The sequence below is a fragment of the Waltera sp. genome (genome assembly GCF_046969025.1).
Taxonomy (GTDB): domain Bacteria; phylum Bacillota; class Clostridia; order Lachnospirales; family Lachnospiraceae; genus Acetatifactor; species Acetatifactor acetigignens.
This window is the reverse complement of sequence record NZ_JBKVQF010000006.1, coordinates 142,784-161,236: the sequence shown is the minus strand read 5'-3', so window position 1 is coordinate 161,236 and position 18,453 is coordinate 142,784. Positions and strand designations below refer to the sequence as shown.

Below are 18,453 nucleotides of genomic sequence, written 5' to 3'. Positions count from 1 at the left end.
GGTGGATGGCTTACCGGGAAGCTGACCACCCTGTTTTTCTTCAGAATAATTCAGAAATAATCCAGAAAAAATCGAAATCTTTCTGCTATTCTGTCTCATGGGTTTTATATGTACGAAGATAGGCTTCCACAAGTGCAAGAATAGTGGTGATCTGATCGTCCGTACATTCTGAAAGATAAACCAGTAGCCTTTGGTAATCCAGATTATCGGTTGGAGCTGCCGGATAAAAAAACGGATCAGCAGAGATATGTAAAGCACGAATGAGTTGTCCGAGTTTTTTAAGACTTGGAACATTGCCATGATTTTCAATCTCTTTGATATATCTTGATGAGACACCGGATTTTTCGGATAACTCATCATAAGTCAGCTTTTGGTCTAATCTGGCTTTCTTCAGGCGAAAACCCATGTCTTTATCAATTTTCTTAGATTTAGCCATATCATGCACCTCCGTATATAGTGTATAGTTCACGATTTGAAAAAGAAATGAACTAATAAAGCACTAAAATAGAGGGGTATAGTACACTTTAATGAAATAAGAAACTTTGGATATTGCATATAAAAAAACGCAATGTTCAAAGGTTTTTTCACATGCTTTTTTATCCTTTGAATGTGTTTGGGAGAGTTATGTATTCTGAACCGTTGAAAGGATATTTTTGTATTTGGAAAATACTATACCGTTTAGTGCGTGAAAGGGCAGGTAAATAGGTCGCATTTTAAGTAATGCGGCAGATGCTACAGTTGAAAGTGCATTATACGCACTCGTAGAGTGTGGAGAAAATTTAATATCAGATATGAACTGCGTCCTGTGGGTGTGTGCTCATAAGGGCGTTTTTTATATACAGAAAAATTTTTCTAAAAATTTTTCAATCCACCCGAACATCTCCCCAGTTTCATTTGGGAGATACTCCGGAAGGGAAAAAAGGCAAAAGCCTTGGCATTCGGAACGGGAGGAGGTGAACTCGTATGGGGCAACCTTCTTCTAAGGATGAAATGACTATCCGGCACCAGTTTGACCGGTTATGCCAGATGGCATTAAAAGGCGAAGCTGTAAATTATTACAAACACATGGACTATCGCAGGAAACACGAAGTTACATTCTCTGAACTGTCGGAAAAGGAGCTGAGCAAGTTATTTACTATGGATGAGTATGGAACAGAATATCATCATTTTGAAGTGCATGGCTATGACATTGAAGTGAAAAATACCCTGATTGCTGAAGCGTTGAAGGAACTTTCAGAAAGAAAAAGGAATGTCATTTTACTTTCGTATTTTATGGAAATGAGCGATGCGGATATTGCAAGAGAAATGAATCTGGTTCGCAGTACCATTCATGAACACAGGACACGCTCACTTGAAATTTTGAAGAAGATCATGGAAGGAATAGCAGATGAAAAAGATGTATAAAAGCAGAAATGAGGAAAATTTGTTGCCTTTCCATATTATAAAGGCAGCATCAGAGGGCGATGTAAGTGCCATCAATGCAGTGTTAAAACACTATGAGGGATACATAATCAAATTGTCTACCAGAAAGTTATATGACGAAAGTGGACAGGTGCATTACTGCATTGATGAAACGCTACGTCGCAGATTGGAAACCAAGCTGATTACAAAAATATTGGCTTTTGAAGTTGCATAGCATCCGATCAGAAAATCCCTTTCCTATTCATTGATTGGAAATGATGCAGCGTTGTACCTTGACAACTGAATATTTTTGCATACAGGACGTGAGGATATGTCGAGCCACTAGGTAGGTTCGCAAAGATGTGCCTGCTCTTTTTAGAGTGAACGTGAAGAAGTGTTGAAACATTACATTGAAGCAAAGGTATGGAGCGAGAAAAATCTGACAAAATGTGTGGCAGTAACACAGGGCGATGAAGCATATCTGTAATAATGATACTTCCGGATTGTAAAGAAATTTGCAGTCCGGTCAATTTGAATGACGGTGCAAGACCGATGTGGGCAGAGTAATGACCTGCCACCTGTATTGCATTTTTATCTGCCGATGAGAGCCTGCAATGGTGTGTGGGTTGTCATTGGCAGATAAGGTGCATAATAAGTGAAAGGAGTTTATGGTGAACAAAGAAAAAAGAAATATAAAGCAAAAGAATGATATGGAGCGAATTATTGCGTTAGCACTTGTTAAAAGCCTATATAATCAGGGAAAAATATCTGAGTTTGTTTTTAGAAATATCAGAAGTGACACAGAGAAGAAAGTTTCACTTGAAAATAGGGACTATCTATGTTAATATAAAAACGTAGAAACAAAGTAGGAAAAATAAAAGAGGAGAATACGATGAAGGAGAGATTAGTTGCAATATATGCACGAGTGTCTACTGAGCATGAAGCACAAATATCAGCTTTGGAAAACCAAGTGCAGTATTACGATAATTTATTCCAATATCATCCTGAATGGAAGTTATACAAGAGATACATTGATGAAGGTATTACTGGAACATCCGTTAATAAAAGACAGAGTTTCCTCGAAATGATGGAAGATGCTAAAAATGGAGCATTTGATCTCATTGTTACTAGAGAGGTTTCTCGTTTTGCCAGAAATACTGTTGATACGTTACAACAGACAAGAACGTTGAAAAAATATGGTGTAGAAGTATATTTTACTGAAGACAATATTTGGACAATGAATGATGAGGATGGCGAGCTTCGATTGACTATTATGGCAACACTTGCTCAGAACGAGAGTAAAAAAACATCAGTTCGAGTAAAGGCGGGGCAGAAGATTTCCTTCCAAAATGGTGTTATATATGGAAATGGAAATATTTTGGGGTATGATAAAATAGGAAAAGATTTTATCATTAACGAAGAGCAAGCCAAAACTGTTCGCATGATTTATGATATGTATTTAGATGGTATGGGAATGCGAAAAATTCAATTCGCACTCGAAGCGGCAGGGAGAAAGACTTCAACTGGATTGACACATTGGTATTCATCTTATATAAGTAGGATATTGAATAATCCATTTTATTGTGGAATTATATTATATAGGAAAGAATACGTTCCGGATTATCTGGAGCAAAAGAAGGTTAAGAATTGGGGAGAAGTAGAGCAAATTGCAGTAGAAGGTTCACATGAGCCTATTGTCACTAAAGAAGAATTTGAAAAAGTAAGAAAAATGCTTGATTCTAAATCATTTTCTGTTAATAATAGAGGACGCAGGGGAAAGCATAAAGCCAATGATGTTTGGTGCAGAAAGTTGAAATGCTATTGTGGAGCATCTATGAATAGGCGGGTTTGGCGCAGAGTAAATGGCATTCCACAGTATTGTTATCAATGCTATTCACAGGTGAGAACTGGAAGTATTGCCACTCGAAAAAAGAAAGGACTTGATTTACAAGGTATCTGTGATACACCGATGGTTCCGGGATGGAAATTGGGGGCAATGGCAGATATAATCTTTCAGAAGTTTTGGCAAGACAGAAATGGAATTATAGAAATCGCAAATGAAATGCTGGAAGAACACTTTAAAGATGATAGGGATATTGATTTTCAAAGTGAGATAGAAGAAACGCAGCGAAAGATTGTGATTATAGATAAGAAATTCGATAATCTGGTTGATATGAGAATGGCAGGGGAAATCGACAAAGCAAAATTCGACGAGAAGAAAAAGAGCTTGTTTGAGGAAAAAGAAAAGTGGCAGAAAATGCTACAGTCATATCAGATAGACGAAGAAGTTTCGGATGAAGAATATGATCAACGCTTACAGGTATTAAAGTATGGGTTGGAACAGAATTTTAATTTCTCAACACATAGCATACCTGAAGAAGTGATAGATGCTTTTGTAAAGGAAATAATCGTATATCCAGACTGTTTTGTATGGAAATTGAATATAGTCGATGATGACTTGAAATTACAGGTCGAGGGTCGAAAAAATGATCCAACAGTTAGCCTGATCGAGAGTCCTACAACTGGCAATGGCAGCACAGGCTGCTATCGCCGATAAGTAATTTGGCGGTAAACACGCAGATCTGAGAGGGTATTGCGCAAGCAATAAATTGGGGTATATGAGAATAAGATGAGAACCTCATTACTGATAGAAATATCAGTAATGAGGTTCTTTTTTGTTACTATTTCGTCTGAATTAAAGCACGATATTTCCGTCCCGGTCGATTGATGTCGTTTTTGGGTCGATTGGTGCAATCTGCCGCTTATTTTCTGGAAATGCTGTTATAATAAACACAACTCAGATTTATAGAAATCGGAAGTACAGAAGAAAGGGGAAAGAGAATGAGAAAAACAAAATTTTTAGGAAAGGTGCTTAGCCTGGCGCTTGTTGTTACATTGATAGCAGGTATGGTGCCGGAGATGCGCACGAAAGCAGCAGAGGGTGAAAACTCGGGCTGGATACAGGTGACGGAGGACAATAAAGACGACTTGGACACAAAGGTAGCCGTTTTGGACAATTTGAGCCAGACTACATATGATAATTTTATTTTTAATGCTGAATGGGCTCATAGTTATATTAAGTCAAGTAAAAACGAGTATTACATATTAGGAAAAAAGGGTGGAAAATATATATGCCTTTATGGTGCGGACATTGAAGTTCGTTCTAAGACTCTTGATACTATAGATATTTCTGTAGCTAATCATTACTTTTTCCCTTCACAGGAAGTTAAATTAAATCTTGACGGCGGTGAGTGGAAGACAGATACTATAACAACGGTAGCAGGAGTATTTACAGATCTTCCGATACCTACGAAAGAGGGCTATATATTTACTGGGTGGTATGAAGATCCTCAGAGTGAAGACCCCCAAAGTAATAAGGAGGACATATCATTAAGAAGCGTATATAATGGAAGAACGGAAATTAATGCGCACTGGTGCAAAAAATGGCCTGAAGGAAGTAAAGACTGGGTGAAAGCAACGACCATAAAAGAACTGGAAAGTGCTGACCTGCCTTTCTTTACCTTGTCAGAAGCAAAAAAGTTTGCGAATGAATATCTTGTGCAACATCCGTACCCAAATGATGCATATGCTGTTATTATAGGAAGAATTTATAATTTTGATACCGTATGTTATATTACTTATAACACCGCAAAAGGAGGTGTAGGCTATAACCCGGTTCCGGAAAGTCTGGAACAAAACTGGATGAGTAAGTATACCTATTATGTTTTGAGAACTCCGGGCACAACATCGGATGATTCTGAAAATCCATCGGTAACCCCGACTCCGGCACCTGCTCCTGTGACCCCGACAACTGCACCGTCCGCCGGAGACACCAGCAGTGATTCCTCTGACTCCGGCTCATCAGCTCCTGAACCGGTACTGACCACCACAAATATCGCAGGAGAGCAGATCACCGGATGGGATGCCATTACAAAAGTGATCTCTACCCAGACAAAAGACAAGCAGCAGAATGTATCCGGTGCCAACCAGGATCTGCTTCATGTAGATGCCAGCGGCTTTGACAAGACAATTCCTGCAGCAACAGTGAAAGCAGTGTCCACCTCAGCTCTGCGTGGCCTGCATGTATTCATCAGCAACTCAGATGCAGTAACCTTCCTTGCAAAGAGCAAGTTGTCCGGTTACAAGGAAACCAACTTTGAACATAAGGATACTGTTACAGAGCATTCCAGAACCATCGACTTTACCAACAAACAGGCATTGGGTACAAACGTTGTATTCCATACCACAGTACCTGTGAAAAACGGAGAAGTGACGGTTTACAAGGTAGATGCCAACGGCAGAACCCGCATTGTCAAGACAGTTTCGAATGCAGGCGGACAGGTATGCTTCCCGATTACTGAGACAGCAACCTATGTATTGGAATACTGATCTGCGATAGTTGAATCCCATATTTTACAGCACCCCCCGCTACAGGAATAAAAACCTGTGGCGGGGGGTGCTTTTACTGCAAACGCGATTCCTTGTAAAGAAATGTAAAAATGTAAAAAAATGTAAAAACGTAAAAAATGTAAAAAATGTAAAAAAATGTAAAAACCATAGCAAACATGTCGGAAAATGATGATTTCATAAAAATATTCATGCATTTTAATGCAAAAACAGCACAAAAACATATTGAATTTTACATGAATAATAATTATACTATATTCAGGACCTTTAAGGAGGATGGATCATGTATAGAAAAATCATGGGTTTTCTGGAAGCATGGAAAGAAAATGAACACCGCAAACCTCTTATTTTGCAGGGGGCAAGACAGGTGGGGAAGACTTATTCTATTTTAGAGTTCGGGCGAATTCATTATGAAAATGTAGCCTATTTCAATTTTGAAACGAATCCAAAACTGAATGAAACCTTTGAGGAAAAGATCAGTCCTGATTATTTGATACCGATTTTATCTCATATTGCAGGTCAGACGATTGTAAAAGAAAAAACATTGATTGTATTTGACGAGGTACAGCTTTGCGAAAGGGCTTTAACGTCATTGAAATATTTTTGTGAGGATGCCCCGGATTATCATATTATTGTGGCAGGCAGCCTGTTGGGCGTTGCCGTCAACAGAGCAAAATTTTCATTTCCCGTTGGTAAGGTTGATATGAAAACGCTGTATCCGATGGATATGGAAGAATTTATGATTGCTGTGGGAGAGGATGAACTTGTAGAGCAGATTAAAAAATGTTTTGAAACGAATCGGCCGATGCCATCCGCACTCCATGATGCAGCCATGCAGCTTTACCGTCAGTATCTTGTGGTAGGCGGTATGCCGGAGTGTGTGATGCAGTTTGTCCAGACAGGGGATTATATCCTGATCCGCCATACGCAGGATACCATTCTGACAAGTTATCTGAATGATATGAGCAAATACAATAATCTGAATGAAATTAAGAAAACCAGACTTGCCTATGATAATATTACGGTTCAGCTTTCCAAGAAAAATACCCGCTTTCAATATAAGCTGATCAAAAAGGGTGGACGTGCTTCTGAATTTGAAAATGCGATTGAATGGCTCTGTCTGTCGGGAATTGTGTCACAGGTCTATAGGGTAGAGCAGATCAAGAAGCCTTTGGAAAATTATCGGGATATTGATGCGTTTAAGATTTATGTTTCGGATCTGGGGCTGCTTTGCGCCAAGAAGGATTTGGCTGCAAACGATATTCTCTATATGGTGGAGGAACTGAATGATTTTAAAGGTGGCATGACAGAAAATTATGTCAATGTACAGCTTGCCATCAATGGTTATAACACTTACTACTGGGAATCCGAGCGTGGGGCTGAAATAGATTTCGTTATCCAGCGGGATGGTCAGCTGATCCCGATTGAGGTGAAATCCGCCGATAATACCAGAGCCAAAAGCTTAAAGGTCTATATGGATACCTATAAGCCGGCTTACGCGATCAAACTTTCCGCGAAAAACTTTGCGTTTGAGGACAACAAAAAGGTGGTTCCGCTTTATGCGGCATTTTGTATTTGAACCGTGGGCATACTGATAAGAATTCAAGAACCGCATTACTGATAGAAATATCGGTAATGTGGTTCTTTTTTGCATAGAACATGAAGGAGAATCCGTTGCATTGAATTTGAGGTGAAGTCTATAATGAAGCTAACTATATTTCGTGATGACTGAAAAATATAAAAAATTATATAAGAACAGAGGGATTGCGATGGGGATTTCACTGGAGGGAACGTGGAAGGTAATATTGACGGATGGAACGGCAGCGCAGATGCATCTGCCGGGAACTTTGGACGAGAGCGGCATCGGTCACAGAGACGTCGGAGCGAATCAATGGCACCCAGATGCGGCGTTGGGTAACGCTGAGGTTTTGCAGAACTGGTGCAGGAGCGTACCGGAGGACGGATCCACATCATCGTGGAGAGTGAAGCAAAACTGGGTTCGGAAAGCGAAGTACTGGAACAGATCAAATACGGCGGGATCGCTTTTGCAAGAGTTTCCCTGTCGCAGATCGCAGAACAGGCACCGGAGATGAATGTACTGCAATTGCCGTATCTGTACAGAGATTCGGAGCATATGTGGAGGGTATTGGACGGAGAAATCCTGCGGGAATGTGCCAGAGAGTCTGCGGAATATGAAAGAGTACTCTGGAAAGACAGAGAGGAACAGTCCAGACAGACCGCCATTGCCAACGGAACTTGTGTGAGCACCCTTTCTGCGGAAGAAAAAGAACGAGGGAATCAAGTTCCAGCGTATTGATGCGGATGTGACCGATGCCCTGAAGTCCAAGACTTCCAAGAAGGCCGAGAAAGAGATGGAAGAGCAGGCGGAGAGCATCAGCAAGCTGTATTCCATGCCCGGTATGGACATGAGTGCCTTCGGCGGTGAGGGAGAGACCCTGATCCTGAATGCCAGCCATCCTCTGGTACAGTACATTACTGAGCACCAGGATGGTGAGAATGCAGAAATGATCTGCGAGCAGCTGTACGATCTGGCAAAGCTTCAGCACGCACCTCTGTCTGCCGATGCCATGACCAAGTTCGTGGCAAGAAGCAATGACATTATGATGCTGCTGACTAAATAATAAGATAGCTTGTGAAGTAGACAGGTAAAAGCAAAAGGAACTGCAATGTGTGTTTATACACAGGCTACAGTTCCTTTTTTGGAATGTGGAGACGGAGAATGCGACAGAGGCATAGTGTTATCTTTACGATATTGACTGGGAGAGATCCCGGTCATTTTTTTGAAAAATTTAAAGAAATAGGCATAGCTGGAGAAGCCGAGAAGTTCCTGTACCTCGGTGACGGTCCGGCCCTCTGCCAGCATCGTCTGGGCGAGGTTAGCCCGCTGCACGGAGATATAATGCCCGATGGTGGCATGGGTATGTTCCTTGAACAGGCGCCCGAGATAGTCCTTGTTTAGGTAGAATTCTGCAGCAATGCTTTCCAGGGTCAGTGGCTCTGTCAGATGCCGGTTGATAAAGGCCATGACCTCATTGATGTTTTTCTGGGACTGGGAAATAGAACGCTGTCCGGTAGAAGATGCCTGTAGGCCGTGCTGGATCCGGCTATCCAGTATACTTAGCAGAGAGAAAAAATCCGCATAGGCAGAAAGGGAGGGCTGAGGATGCAGCTGCAAATAGTGATCCAACTGACTGCAGAGCCCGGTAAGCCCGGTGGGAGAAAGCCGGAGGATCGCAGGAGAGAAAGCCGGATCTGCATAAGGCATGAGTCCGGAACCGGCTCCAAGGACAGTATACAGCCAGTCGCTGTTAATATTCAGGACGTAGCGCTCATAGATGGTCAGCTTCTGATTGAACAGCTGATGCACATGGTGAGGCGGAATGATGATCAGAGATCCTTTCGAAACACTGGAGACAGTGTCGTCTAAGAGGACATCCGGGAGATCGGACATTGTAAGATATATTTCCAGAGCGTTGTGCGTATGCGGTCTGGCAGGAGAAGAGGTTCCGTTGTTGCGATAAGCCAGTTCATAGGGTGCATCAATTGTAAAATAGGGAATAGTCATTTGGGTTTTCATAGGCACTCCAAAGGTCGTTATCTTGCATAAAATTAGTATTTTATATACATATTATTACAACCGTAGAGAAGTTACAATAAGAACATCAAAGAAATACATCAGAGAATGAAAGGAAAGGTGTCTAAATGGAAAAGGTAAGACTGGGCATTATTGGTATTGGGAGTATGGGAACCGGTCATGCAGGCAATGTGTTGAAAGGGATGGTGCCGGATATGGAACTGACCGCCGTAGCGGATATCTGGCAGAGCCGCCTGGACTGGGCAAGGAACAATCTTCCGGAGACGGTCAAGGTATTTGATGATGGCAGGAAAATGATTGATTCGGGAAGCTGTGATGCCGTTCTGGTGGCAACACCACATTATCTGCATCCGGAATTCGTCATCTATGCATTGGAGCATGGACTGCATGCGATCAGCGAAAAACCGGCAGGAGTCTACACGAAACAGGTACGGGAGATGAATGAGGCAGCGGAAAGGTCTGACAGATCCTTTGCCATCATGTTAAATCAGAGAACCAACTGTGTATACAGAAAACTTCACGAAATGATCCAGAGCGGCGAACTTGGGCAGCTACGACGTGTCAACTGGATCATCACCGACTGGTATCGTAATCAGAGCTATTATGATGCGGCGGGCTGGAAGGCAACCTGGGACGGAGAAGGTGGCGGCGTGCTGTTGAACCAGTGTCCGCACCAGCTGGATCTGCTGCAATGGCTGTGCGGCATGCCTGTGAAGGTGAGAGCCTTCTGCCACGAAGGAAAATGGCATGATATCGAGGTCGAGGATGATGTGACGGCTTATATGGAATTTGAAAACGGAGCCACCGGTGTCTTCGTGACTACCACGGCAGATGCTCCAGGAACCAACCGGCTGGAGCTGACCTTCGAGATGGGAAAAATCGTGTGCGAGGAAGGCAGACTATTTTTTGATAAACTGTCCACCAATGTGAGTGATTTCTGCAAAACGGAGAAGGAAGGATTTAAAAAGCCGGAATATTCCAGAATTGAGATTGAGACGGATGGACAAAACGAGCAGCATATTGGTGTATTGAAAGCGTTCGCAGGTCATATTTTAAGAGGAACTCCATTGGTGGCAGAGGGAACGGAGGGAATCCGGGGGCTGACCCTGTCCAATGCCATGCACCTGTCCAGCTGGCTGGACCGCACCGTGGAACTGCCGTTGGATGAAGAATTGTTTTTACGAGAATTGAACAAAAAACGTGCCACTTCCAGAAAAAAGGAAGACACTGATATTGTATTTGATACGACAGGCACTTATTAAGGAGGACAAAAGAATGACAGTAAAAATCACAGGTTTTGCAGATGAAATCGCACCGGAACTGACAGCTCAGATCGCAGGACTGAAAGGACTGGGAATGTCTTATGTGGAGATGCGTGGAGTGGATGGAGAAAATCTGATCTATCACACGGATGAAAAAGTGGAGCAGATCAAGAAGACACTGGATGATAATGGAATCCGGCTTTCTGCCCTGGGATCTCCCTTGGGTAAGATTCTGATCACGGATGATTTCACTCCCCATTTTGAAGAGTTCAAGAGGGCAGTGGAGATCAGCCATAAGATGGAATGCCCGACGATCCGGATGTTCAGCTTCTATCTTCCGCAGGAGAGTGATCCGGCAGCCTATGAGGGCGAAGTCTTCGACAGGATCGGTAAATTCGTGGACTATGCCTCTGCGAATGATACACTGCTCCTGCATGAAAATGAAAAAGATATCTATGGAGCAATGGCTCCGGAATGCAAAAAACTCATGGATACCTTTTACGGGGATCATTTTAAAGCTATTTTTGACTTTGCCAACTTTGTACAGTGCGGACAGGATACGCTGGAAGCCTATGAGATGTTAAAGTCCTATATTGCCTATATCCATGTAAAGGATGCACTGAAGTCAGACCAGAGTGTAGTTCCGGCAGGCTATGGTGACGGAAATGTGGCGGTGATCCTGAAGCGTCTGTCAGCCTCCGGATTTGATGGATTCCTGTCACTGGAACCGCACCTGTTTGAGTTTGAGGGTTTCCATGCACTGGAAAAGGACGGCAGGAGCATTGCTGTCAAAGAAAAGAAGGTACTCAGCGGTCTTGAGACATTTACCATAGCGCATGATGCTTTGATGAAGCTTCTGGACAACTGAATGTAATTCCCTTACGATGAGGGAGACTGCATCAGGAGGGCGCAGAGGCACCCACCTTCTCAATATACTCTGTGGGAGTATAGCCGGTATATTTTTTAAATACCTGGCTGAAATACTGTGGATTATTGCCGAATCCCACAGACCTGGCAATAGTTTTGATATTGTCATTATGATAGTACACCATAAGGCGGATGGCTTGTTCCATCCGCTTTTTGTTCAGGTAATCGGAAAACCGGATGCCTTCCTCCTTTACAAATTGTTTGCTCAGGTAGCCGACACTGACAAAGAGATAGTTCTCTGCCAGCCATTTTAAAGACAGGGTCTCACAGTCCAGGTGGGCTTCCACGTAAGATTTTAAGAGGCTGATGTTGGCACCGCCCTTAGAGGAGGCAGCCTCGTCCTTCTCCTGCAGCAGTACGATCTCCGCCAGCTTCCGGATCTCGGAGGTCTGGGTACAGGAATACAGGCGGCGGAAAAAGTCACAGGCAATATCGAGCGGCGGCTCTTGTCCGGAGTTATCGGGATTCAGGAAAAGTCCCAGGGCGATATTCTTCGCAACATCCGGTGTCATGGAAGGAGTGAAGACGGAATCCAGCAGAGATGGAATATCCGTTTCGGCCGGGGAAGCGGTAAATGCCTCACGCAGCTTGGAAATCCGCCAGGGAGCGGCCATGTTGTTATGGAAGTCCCTGGTTTCTCCGGTTTCTGGGCGGATCAGCAGGATCCGTTCATAGCGGGATATCTTGGATATGATCTGCGCAAACAAATCTTCCGAAGTGTCACCGTGGAGAAAAGAGGTTTCAAAGGTTACACACTGTTGCGGATAATGCAGCTCCTCCAAAGACTGGCGGATCGTTTCCTGATGGGCCAGGGTGGGAGAGGACAGGACGAAAAGAGCACTGTTTTTTACATAAATCACAGGAAAGACACTTTCTGCTCCGCAGGAAAGCAGAATCCGCACGATATCCTTTAGAAAACTTTTCAGATAGGTTTCTTCTACAAAGGAACAGATACAGGCATATAGTCCCTTTTCGGGAAAGGACAGAAGTCCCTGATACTTTTTGAATACCTGGGGAAAATTATCAGGCTGATCCAATGCTTCCATAAGCAGCCCCTGTTCTAATGGCGACTGCATATCCTTCAGCAGAAGTGCCTGCTCCGCCTTCTGCTGTACCTCTTTTTGCTTTTTTTCTTCACGGATCGTATCCAGACAGTTGATCAGCTCCTGCTTGTCCGTGGGTTTTAAGAGATAGTAGCGGACCCCGTATGTCATGGCCTGCTTGGCATATTCGAATTCACCGTAACCGGATAACAGGATAAAAGTGATCCGGGAGTCGATGCGGGAGCCACGTTCGATCAGTTCCAGACCGTTCAAAATAGGCATCTTGATATCCGTGATCACAACATCGGGATAGTCATCACGGATCCGGTCATAGGCTTCCATTCCGTTTTTGGCGGTAGCAATCACCTTGTAGCCGAGGGAGGTATAATCGATCATGGAAGAAAGTGCTTCACGTATGATCTGTTCATCATCTACAATCATCAATCTGAGCATAAGAATCCTCTCTTTCTTTGGGAATGGACAGCAGTACAATGGCCATTCCGTCTTCATTGTATATAGATAAGCCGTACCGGTCGCCGAAGAGCAGCTTCAGGCGGGAGTTGATATTCACCAGTCCCACACCGGAACCCTGGGGAGTGACCTGCCTGTGTTCCAGCTTCCAGATGAGATCATCCTCGAAATGGGAACCGGTATTTGCTACGGTAATCTGGTAGACGGTGTCTTTTTCGGAAATGGTGACGGTGATATGACAGACATCGTCACTGAATTCCAGAGCATATTTTAATGCGTTCTCTACCAGAGGCTGGATACAAAGTGTCGGGACATAAATATTGGAAATGTCATCCGGCACATGCAGCTGGAAGTCCAGCCGGTCTCCGAAACGGATCTGCTGGATCCGGATATAATCCTTTAAAACGTCCAGTTCCATTTTTAAAGGGATCAGGTCTTCTTTGCTGTTGACAGCAGCGCGGAACAGATTCCCCAGGGAACGGACCATGGTGGAGATGTCATCGGCACCGTATTTTTGCGCCATCCAGTTGATGGTATCCAGGGTATTGTAGAGAAAATGCGGGTTGATCTGCTGCTGCAGCATCTTGATATTGGTATCCCGGAGCAACAGCTGCTTTTCATAGTTTTTATCCCGCAAAGTCTTTACATTGGATTTCATTTCGTCAAAGCTGACATGCAGCTGCCCGATCTCATCGGTACGGAGACTGTAATCGTAGTGAGCGGTGTCCTCCGGATCCTGGAGTCCCTGTCCGAAGCGGCGGATCTTCTCTACCAGAAGATCCAGATGGTGCAGTATCCTGCGCAGAAGCAACAGTGCCAGAAACAGAGCGATCATCACGACCACGGCGGAGAACAGGATCATCCGGATCAGAACGGTATGGATCGCAGAAAAGAGCGGATCGTAATCCTGAAAATACAGATAATTCCATCCGGTACGTGGAAAATCTCCCTGGATGACAAAGGTCTTTCGTTTATCTATGGAAAGAATAGAATAATGGCTGCTGCCATGATTCAGCGGCTGCAGCAGGCTGGAATACTGTTCCGGATGGTAAGTCTCCTGTGGGTAAAACTGCGCATTTCCTGCAAACAGGATAAAACGGGAATGCGTGGAGAGAGAATATCCGGCATTCTCCAGGGCATCACTGATCAGCTGGTCCAGGTCGATCACTATGTACAGGTAAGCCAGATGATCCAGGGTCAGATGGCGAAGCTGCCGGATATCCCGGTAAAGTACGATGGTATTCCCGGGGGAAGCCGGTGCACTCCAGCTGGCACGCCCCTGGCAGGCTGCTGCATTTTCTGCCAGTTCCTCCAGAGGAAAAGCATCCAGATCGGAAGTATTTCCCATACAGATCAGTGTGTCGTCAGGAAGTATCAGACTGATGGATTTGATATAGTCGTCATCAAAAATATAAGGATAGAGAGCCTGATATATCGTCTGCTTTCTCTGGGCATTACGGATACTGGTGGGAGCATCCATGATATCGGTGAGATTCGTCTGAATGATGGTATCGGACAGGATCCGGGCAGAACCGGATTCCACGGTCTCCATTCTTGCAGAGACGAAGGAAGATACATAATTCAGAGACTGTGCATTGGAAGTATACAGCTCACGGGCATAATACTGGGAAAGAAGCTGAATGCCCACAACAAAAGCAAAGAACACAAAAAGCAATGTCGTTGACAGGATCAGTAGTATTTTCTTATATAAAGACAGATTATTAAAACGCTGTGATAAATTGCTCATGGAAAAACCTCCGTATCATGGTTATTATATAGTAAAAATATGGGAAGTTCAATTTTCATCCGTGGGAAGAAAACAAAAAGCCGTTTTTTGAACACTCAGAAACCTTTTTTTGAACACGAAATTATGCAAAATGCCATATGGAATATGGAAAAACTGAAAAAAGTATGAAAATGTGACGAAAAAAATGTAAGATTATGGTTAAAAAGCCATTTTTTTGCATCGACAGAACCGTTATTTAACTTTACCATTATGCAAAATGGACATAAAATAAATTCATCAAAACAACAACGAGGGATGTGCAGGACACATACCCGACAGATTGTATGGGAGGTATAACAAATGAAGAAAAGAATGATTGCAGGTCTTATGGCTGTATTGATGACCATGTCTCTGGCTGCATGTGGAAGCAGCGCAGGCAGTTCTGATGCATCTGGCACAGGCTCCGCTGCCACAGGTGATAACAGCGCAGCACAGGCTGCCAGTGGTGACAAAGTAACCCTGAGCCTTTGCTGGTGGGGCAACCAGACAAGAAATGATGTAACCAAGAAGGCAGTTGACCTTTACATGGAACAGAACCCCAATGTAGAGATCAAGGTAGAGTTTACCGACTGGTCCGGCTACTGGGATAAGCTTTCTGCAATGGCAGCAGGCGGCAACCTTCCCGATATTATCCAGATGGATTACTCCTATCTGCAACAGTATCAGCAGAGCGGCCAGCTTGCTGATCTGAGCCAGTTCATTGACAGCGGTGTCATTGACACCAGCAAGATTGCAGACAGCGTTATCGATAGTGGATCTATTGATGGAACCTGTTATGCATTAAGCCTTGGCAGTAATGCTCCTATGATGGTATATGACAAAGAAATCGTAGAACAGGCCGGTGTAGAGCTTCCCGAGCAGCTGACCATCGAAGAACTGTATGATATCGGACAGACCATTTACGAGAAGACCGGTGTGAAGACCTACTACGATGGCGGCATCAATATGATGCAGGTCATCGCAAGAACCCAGGGCTCTCATTTGTTCGATGAACTGGCAGCAGGAACCAAGACTGCAAGCGAAACCCACTTCGCTAATGTAGATAAGTTCAACAAGGCAGAATCCGCTATTTCTCCTGATCTTCTGGCAGAGAAGAACCCGGATGTAGTAGAGACCAAGCCTATCATTGACGGAACTACCTGGAATGACTTTTCTTATTCCAACCAGTATATCAGTATTGCCAACACAGCCGGTAGAGATCTGGGAATCACCATGTATCCTACTACCAGCGATGCAACCACCCAACCGATGTTCTTAAAGCCCAGCCAGTTCTTTTCTATCGCCGAGACTTCTCAGAATAAAGAGGAAGCTGCAAAATTCCTGGACTGGTTCACCAACAGCGTTGAGTGCAACAATATCCTGCTGGCAGAGAGAGGCATCCCTGTGAACAGTGATGTGGCAGAAGCAATCAAACCTAATGTGGATGAGAATTCCCAGAAGGTATTTGACTATATCGCAGAAGTATCCAAGATCGCAACTCCTATTGATGATCCCGATCCCTCCGGTAAGGGTGAAGTAGAAGCACAGGCCAAGACCATTGTTGAGAACCTGCGTTATGGAGATACAGATGCAGCGGGAGCAGCAGAAGAATTCGTAACCACATCTCAGAAGATTCTGAGCGAGGCGGCAAAGTAAGACGAGAAGTAAGACTTCTGAAGTAAGACCGTTATAACAAATTGTAATCAAAGGGCGCCTGGATCCCATCCGGCATCGGGCGGGAGCCGGGCGCTTGTTATAGAAACGGCAGAAGGAGAGGAAAAATGAGCAAAGAAAAGACTTCCCCAAAGAGAAAAAGAACATTGGGCCAGTGGCTGGATAGTCCTAACGTATCCGGATATGTGTTTGTCGGACCGTTCATTATCGGATTTCTGGCATTCATGATGGTTCCCATGCTTTTATCTTTTGCATTTTCATTTACAAGATACAATATTTTACAGTCCCCGACATTCATTGGGCTGGAAAACTACATTACCATGTTCACGGATGATCCGAAATTCTGGAAGGTATTCGGTGTCACCATGTATTACGTGGTATTTTCCGTACCTCTTCGTCTGATCATGGCATTGATCGTAGCAATGCTTCTGGTGAAGAGCACCAAGCTGTCCGGCTTTTACAGAGCAGTGTATTACCTTCCTTCCATTATCGGTTCCAGTGTGGCGGTTGCCATTCTGTGGAAAAGAATGTTCGCCAGTGACGGTGTGATCAACGGTCTGTTCGGACTGGATATCGCATGGCTGGGACGTTCCGATACTGCAATCTGGACCCTGATCATTTTGGCAGTATGGCAGTTCGGATCCTCCATGCTGATCTTCCTGTCAGGATTAAAGCAGATTCCCGTAAGCTTATATGAGGCAGCCACCATGGATGGAGCTGGCGGTGTCCATAAGTTCTTCAAGATCACACTCCCCATGCTGACCCCCACGATTTTCTTCAATCTGATCAACCAGTTGATCAACGGCTTTATGGCATTTACACAGAGCTATATTATTACACAGGGAAAACCAAGGGATACCACCCTTTTCTATACTGTATATATGTACCAGAACGCATTTACCTATAACAAACTTGGCTATGGATGTGCACTTGCATGGTTTATGATTCTGGTAGTAGGAATTTTGACACTGATCTTGTTCAAGACCCAGAACAAGTGGGTATATTATGAATCAGAAGGTTGATGGTGAGCGTATGAAAAAAGGATATAAAGAAAAAAGATTTGCTATCGGAGTGATTTATCATATCTTCACCTTCTGTTTTGCCTGCGTGATGATATATCCGTTAGTATGGATGGTACTTAGTTCTTTTAAGGATACCAATGAGATTATAAGAACGGCATCGGAATTGATCCCGAGACACTTCTCTCTGGAGAACTACAAGGTAGGCTGGCAGGGATTTGCCGGATACAATTTCGGAACCTTCTTCAAAAACTCTTTTGTGATCGCAGGTTTATCCACCATCGGAGCAGTGGCTTCCTCTGCTGTGATCGGATACGGCTTCGCAAGAATTAACTTCAAATTCAAGGGATTCTGGTTCGCCTGCATGCTGTTGTCCATGATGCTTCCGTTCCAGGTAGTAATGATCCCGCAGTACATAATTTTTAATAAATTAGGCTGGGTCGGTTCTTACCTTCCTATCATTGTTCCCCAGTGGTTCGGTCAGGGATTCTTCATTTTCCTGAATATCCAGTTCATCAAGGGGATTCCAATGGATCTGGATGAGGCGGCCAGAATGGACGGATGTTCTACCTATACGATCTTCTTCCGTATCATCCTTCCTCTGATCAAACCGTCACTGGTAACCAGTGCGATCTTCTCCTTTATGTGGAGATGGGATGATTTCCTGGCAGCACTGTTATACTTAAGCGATCCTCTGAAATATCCGGTGAGTTACGCTCTGAAGATGTTCTCGGATCCTACCGCAGGTTCTGACTGGGGTGCTATGTTTGCAATGGCAACCTTGTCCCTGATTCCTATATTTGTTATTTTCCTGACTATGCAGAAATATCTGGTAGAAGGAATTGCATCCACCGGTATCAAGGGCTAA

17 protein-coding genes are annotated in these 18,453 nt (G+C 43.9%); 13 read left to right on the top strand and 4 right to left on the bottom strand.

Features of this window, described 5'->3' with window-relative positions:
* Positions 1–85 precede the first annotated feature (85 nt).
* Positions 86–436, bottom strand: coding sequence for a helix-turn-helix domain-containing protein (locus ACLTOH_RS05005; protein WP_412223516.1), 351 nt, complete (start codon positions 434–436; stop codon positions 86–88).
* Between the two features lie 527 nt (positions 437–963).
* Between ACLTOH_RS05005 and ACLTOH_RS05000 the strand changes: the two genes are divergently transcribed.
* From ACLTOH_RS05000 to ACLTOH_RS04965, 8 genes are all read left to right on the top strand, one after another.
* Positions 964–1,404, top strand: a complete 441-nt coding sequence (locus tag ACLTOH_RS05000) for a sigma-70 family RNA polymerase sigma factor (protein WP_412223514.1) — start codon at positions 964–966, stop codon at positions 1,402–1,404.
* Entirely contained in the window at positions 1,388–1,636 is a 249-nt protein-coding gene (locus ACLTOH_RS04995; RefSeq protein ID WP_002593582.1) for a helix-turn-helix domain-containing protein, read from the top strand. The genes ACLTOH_RS05000 and ACLTOH_RS04995 overlap by 17 nt, the downstream gene beginning before the upstream one ends.
* A 433-nt stretch (positions 1,637–2,069) precedes the next feature.
* Positions 2,070–2,246, top strand: a complete 177-nt coding sequence (locus ACLTOH_RS04990) for a hypothetical protein (RefSeq protein ID WP_022036775.1) — start codon at positions 2,070–2,072, stop codon at positions 2,244–2,246.
* A gap of 47 nt (positions 2,247–2,293) precedes the next feature.
* Positions 2,294–3,958, top strand: coding sequence for a recombinase family protein (locus tag ACLTOH_RS04985; protein WP_412223513.1), 1,665 nt, complete (start codon positions 2,294–2,296; stop codon positions 3,956–3,958).
* Positions 3,959–4,242: 284 nt separating this feature from the next.
* Positions 4,243–5,790 (top strand): InlB B-repeat-containing protein, encoded by a 1,548-nt coding sequence (locus ACLTOH_RS04980; protein WP_118538102.1) that lies wholly within the window; start codon positions 4,243–4,245, stop codon positions 5,788–5,790.
* 301 nt (positions 5,791–6,091) lie between these two features.
* The gene (locus ACLTOH_RS04975) at positions 6,092–7,387 is read left to right on the top strand and encodes an ATP-binding protein (protein ID WP_118668241.1); all 1,296 of its coding nucleotides are present in this window, start codon (positions 6,092–6,094) and stop codon (positions 7,385–7,387) included.
* A gap of 360 nt (positions 7,388–7,747) precedes the next feature.
* Complete coding sequence (gene dctP / locus ACLTOH_RS04970) at positions 7,748–8,125, top strand: TRAP transporter substrate-binding protein DctP (protein WP_227734025.1); 378 nt, start codon at positions 7,748–7,750, stop codon at positions 8,123–8,125.
* A 7-nt stretch (positions 8,126–8,132) separates the two neighbouring features.
* Positions 8,133–8,450 (top strand): hypothetical protein, encoded by a 318-nt coding sequence (locus tag ACLTOH_RS04965; RefSeq protein WP_182427038.1) that lies wholly within the window; start codon positions 8,133–8,135, stop codon positions 8,448–8,450.
* 53 nt (positions 8,451–8,503) lie between these two features.
* On the opposite strand, the gene ACLTOH_RS04960 is transcribed toward ACLTOH_RS04965, so the two are convergent.
* A complete protein-coding gene (locus ACLTOH_RS04960; protein WP_118538099.1) occupies positions 8,504–9,406 on the bottom strand; it encodes a helix-turn-helix domain-containing protein in 903 nt (300 codons plus the stop codon).
* Positions 9,407–9,531: 125 nt separating this feature from the next.
* Here ACLTOH_RS04960 and ACLTOH_RS04955 point away from each other — a divergent pair, with 125 nt between their 5' ends.
* Positions 9,532–10,686 (top strand): Gfo/Idh/MocA family oxidoreductase, encoded by a 1,155-nt coding sequence (locus ACLTOH_RS04955; RefSeq protein ID WP_337536465.1) that lies wholly within the window; start codon positions 9,532–9,534, stop codon positions 10,684–10,686.
* Between the two features lie 13 nt (positions 10,687–10,699).
* Entirely contained in the window at positions 10,700–11,554 is an 855-nt protein-coding gene (locus ACLTOH_RS04950; RefSeq protein WP_412223511.1) for a sugar phosphate isomerase/epimerase family protein, read from the top strand.
* 31 nt (positions 11,555–11,585) lie between these two features.
* On the opposite strand, the gene ACLTOH_RS04945 is transcribed toward ACLTOH_RS04950, so the two are convergent.
* Both ACLTOH_RS04945 and ACLTOH_RS04940 read right to left on the bottom strand, forming a co-directional pair.
* Complete coding sequence (locus ACLTOH_RS04945; RefSeq protein ID WP_412223510.1) at positions 11,586–13,109, bottom strand: response regulator transcription factor; 1,524 nt, start codon at positions 13,107–13,109, stop codon at positions 11,586–11,588.
* A complete protein-coding gene (locus tag ACLTOH_RS04940; RefSeq protein ID WP_337536461.1) occupies positions 13,084–14,874 on the bottom strand; it encodes a sensor histidine kinase in 1,791 nt (596 codons plus the stop codon). The genes ACLTOH_RS04945 and ACLTOH_RS04940 overlap by 26 nt, the downstream gene beginning before the upstream one ends.
* Before the next feature lie 339 nt (positions 14,875–15,213).
* On the opposite strand from ACLTOH_RS04940, the gene ACLTOH_RS04935 reads away from it, so the two are divergent.
* From ACLTOH_RS04935 to ACLTOH_RS04925, 3 genes are all read left to right on the top strand, one after another.
* Complete coding sequence (locus ACLTOH_RS04935; RefSeq protein WP_117465049.1) at positions 15,214–16,548, top strand: ABC transporter substrate-binding protein; 1,335 nt, start codon at positions 15,214–15,216, stop codon at positions 16,546–16,548.
* A gap of 125 nt (positions 16,549–16,673) precedes the next feature.
* Positions 16,674–17,588: a carbohydrate ABC transporter permease gene (locus ACLTOH_RS04930; protein WP_117465050.1), complete on the top strand. Its 915-nt coding sequence runs from the start codon at positions 16,674–16,676 to the stop codon at positions 17,586–17,588.
* Positions 17,572–18,453 carry a carbohydrate ABC transporter permease gene (locus ACLTOH_RS04925; RefSeq protein WP_227063484.1) on the top strand — a complete coding sequence of 294 codons (882 nt, stop codon included), beginning with the start codon at positions 17,572–17,574 and terminating at the stop codon, positions 18,451–18,453. The genes ACLTOH_RS04930 and ACLTOH_RS04925 overlap by 17 nt, the downstream gene beginning before the upstream one ends.

What these genes read in the sequence shown, in the direction of transcription:
- ACLTOH_RS05005 (WP_412223516.1), bottom strand. Translation starts at nt 436, where the DNA reads ATGGCTAAATCTAAGAAAATTGATAAAGACATGGGTTTTCGCCTGAAG.
- ACLTOH_RS05000 (WP_412223514.1), top strand. Translation starts at nt 964, where the DNA reads ATGGGGCAACCTTCTTCTAAGGATGAAATGACTATCCGGCACCAGTTT.
- ACLTOH_RS04995 (WP_002593582.1), top strand. Translation starts at nt 1,388, where the DNA reads ATGAAAAAGATGTATAAAAGCAGAAATGAGGAAAATTTGTTGCCTTTC.
- ACLTOH_RS04990 (WP_022036775.1), top strand. Translation starts at nt 2,070, where the DNA reads ATGGTGAACAAAGAAAAAAGAAATATAAAGCAAAAGAATGATATGGAG.
- ACLTOH_RS04985 (WP_412223513.1), top strand. Translation starts at nt 2,294, where the DNA reads ATGAAGGAGAGATTAGTTGCAATATATGCACGAGTGTCTACTGAGCAT.
- ACLTOH_RS04980 (WP_118538102.1), top strand. Translation starts at nt 4,243, where the DNA reads ATGAGAAAAACAAAATTTTTAGGAAAGGTGCTTAGCCTGGCGCTTGTT.
- ACLTOH_RS04975 (WP_118668241.1), top strand. Translation starts at nt 6,092, where the DNA reads ATGTATAGAAAAATCATGGGTTTTCTGGAAGCATGGAAAGAAAATGAA.
- ACLTOH_RS04960 (WP_118538099.1), bottom strand. Translation starts at nt 9,406, where the DNA reads ATGAAAACCCAAATGACTATTCCCTATTTTACAATTGATGCACCCTAT.
- ACLTOH_RS04955 (WP_337536465.1), top strand. Translation starts at nt 9,532, where the DNA reads ATGGAAAAGGTAAGACTGGGCATTATTGGTATTGGGAGTATGGGAACC.
- ACLTOH_RS04950 (WP_412223511.1), top strand. Translation starts at nt 10,700, where the DNA reads ATGACAGTAAAAATCACAGGTTTTGCAGATGAAATCGCACCGGAACTG.
- ACLTOH_RS04945 (WP_412223510.1), bottom strand. Translation starts at nt 13,109, where the DNA reads ATGCTCAGATTGATGATTGTAGATGATGAACAGATCATACGTGAAGCA.
- ACLTOH_RS04940 (WP_337536461.1), bottom strand. Translation starts at nt 14,874, where the DNA reads ATGAGCAATTTATCACAGCGTTTTAATAATCTGTCTTTATATAAGAAA.
- ACLTOH_RS04935 (WP_117465049.1), top strand. Translation starts at nt 15,214, where the DNA reads ATGAAGAAAAGAATGATTGCAGGTCTTATGGCTGTATTGATGACCATG.
- ACLTOH_RS04930 (WP_117465050.1), top strand. Translation starts at nt 16,674, where the DNA reads ATGAGCAAAGAAAAGACTTCCCCAAAGAGAAAAAGAACATTGGGCCAG.
- ACLTOH_RS04925 (WP_227063484.1), top strand. Translation starts at nt 17,572, where the DNA reads ATGAATCAGAAGGTTGATGGTGAGCGTATGAAAAAAGGATATAAAGAA.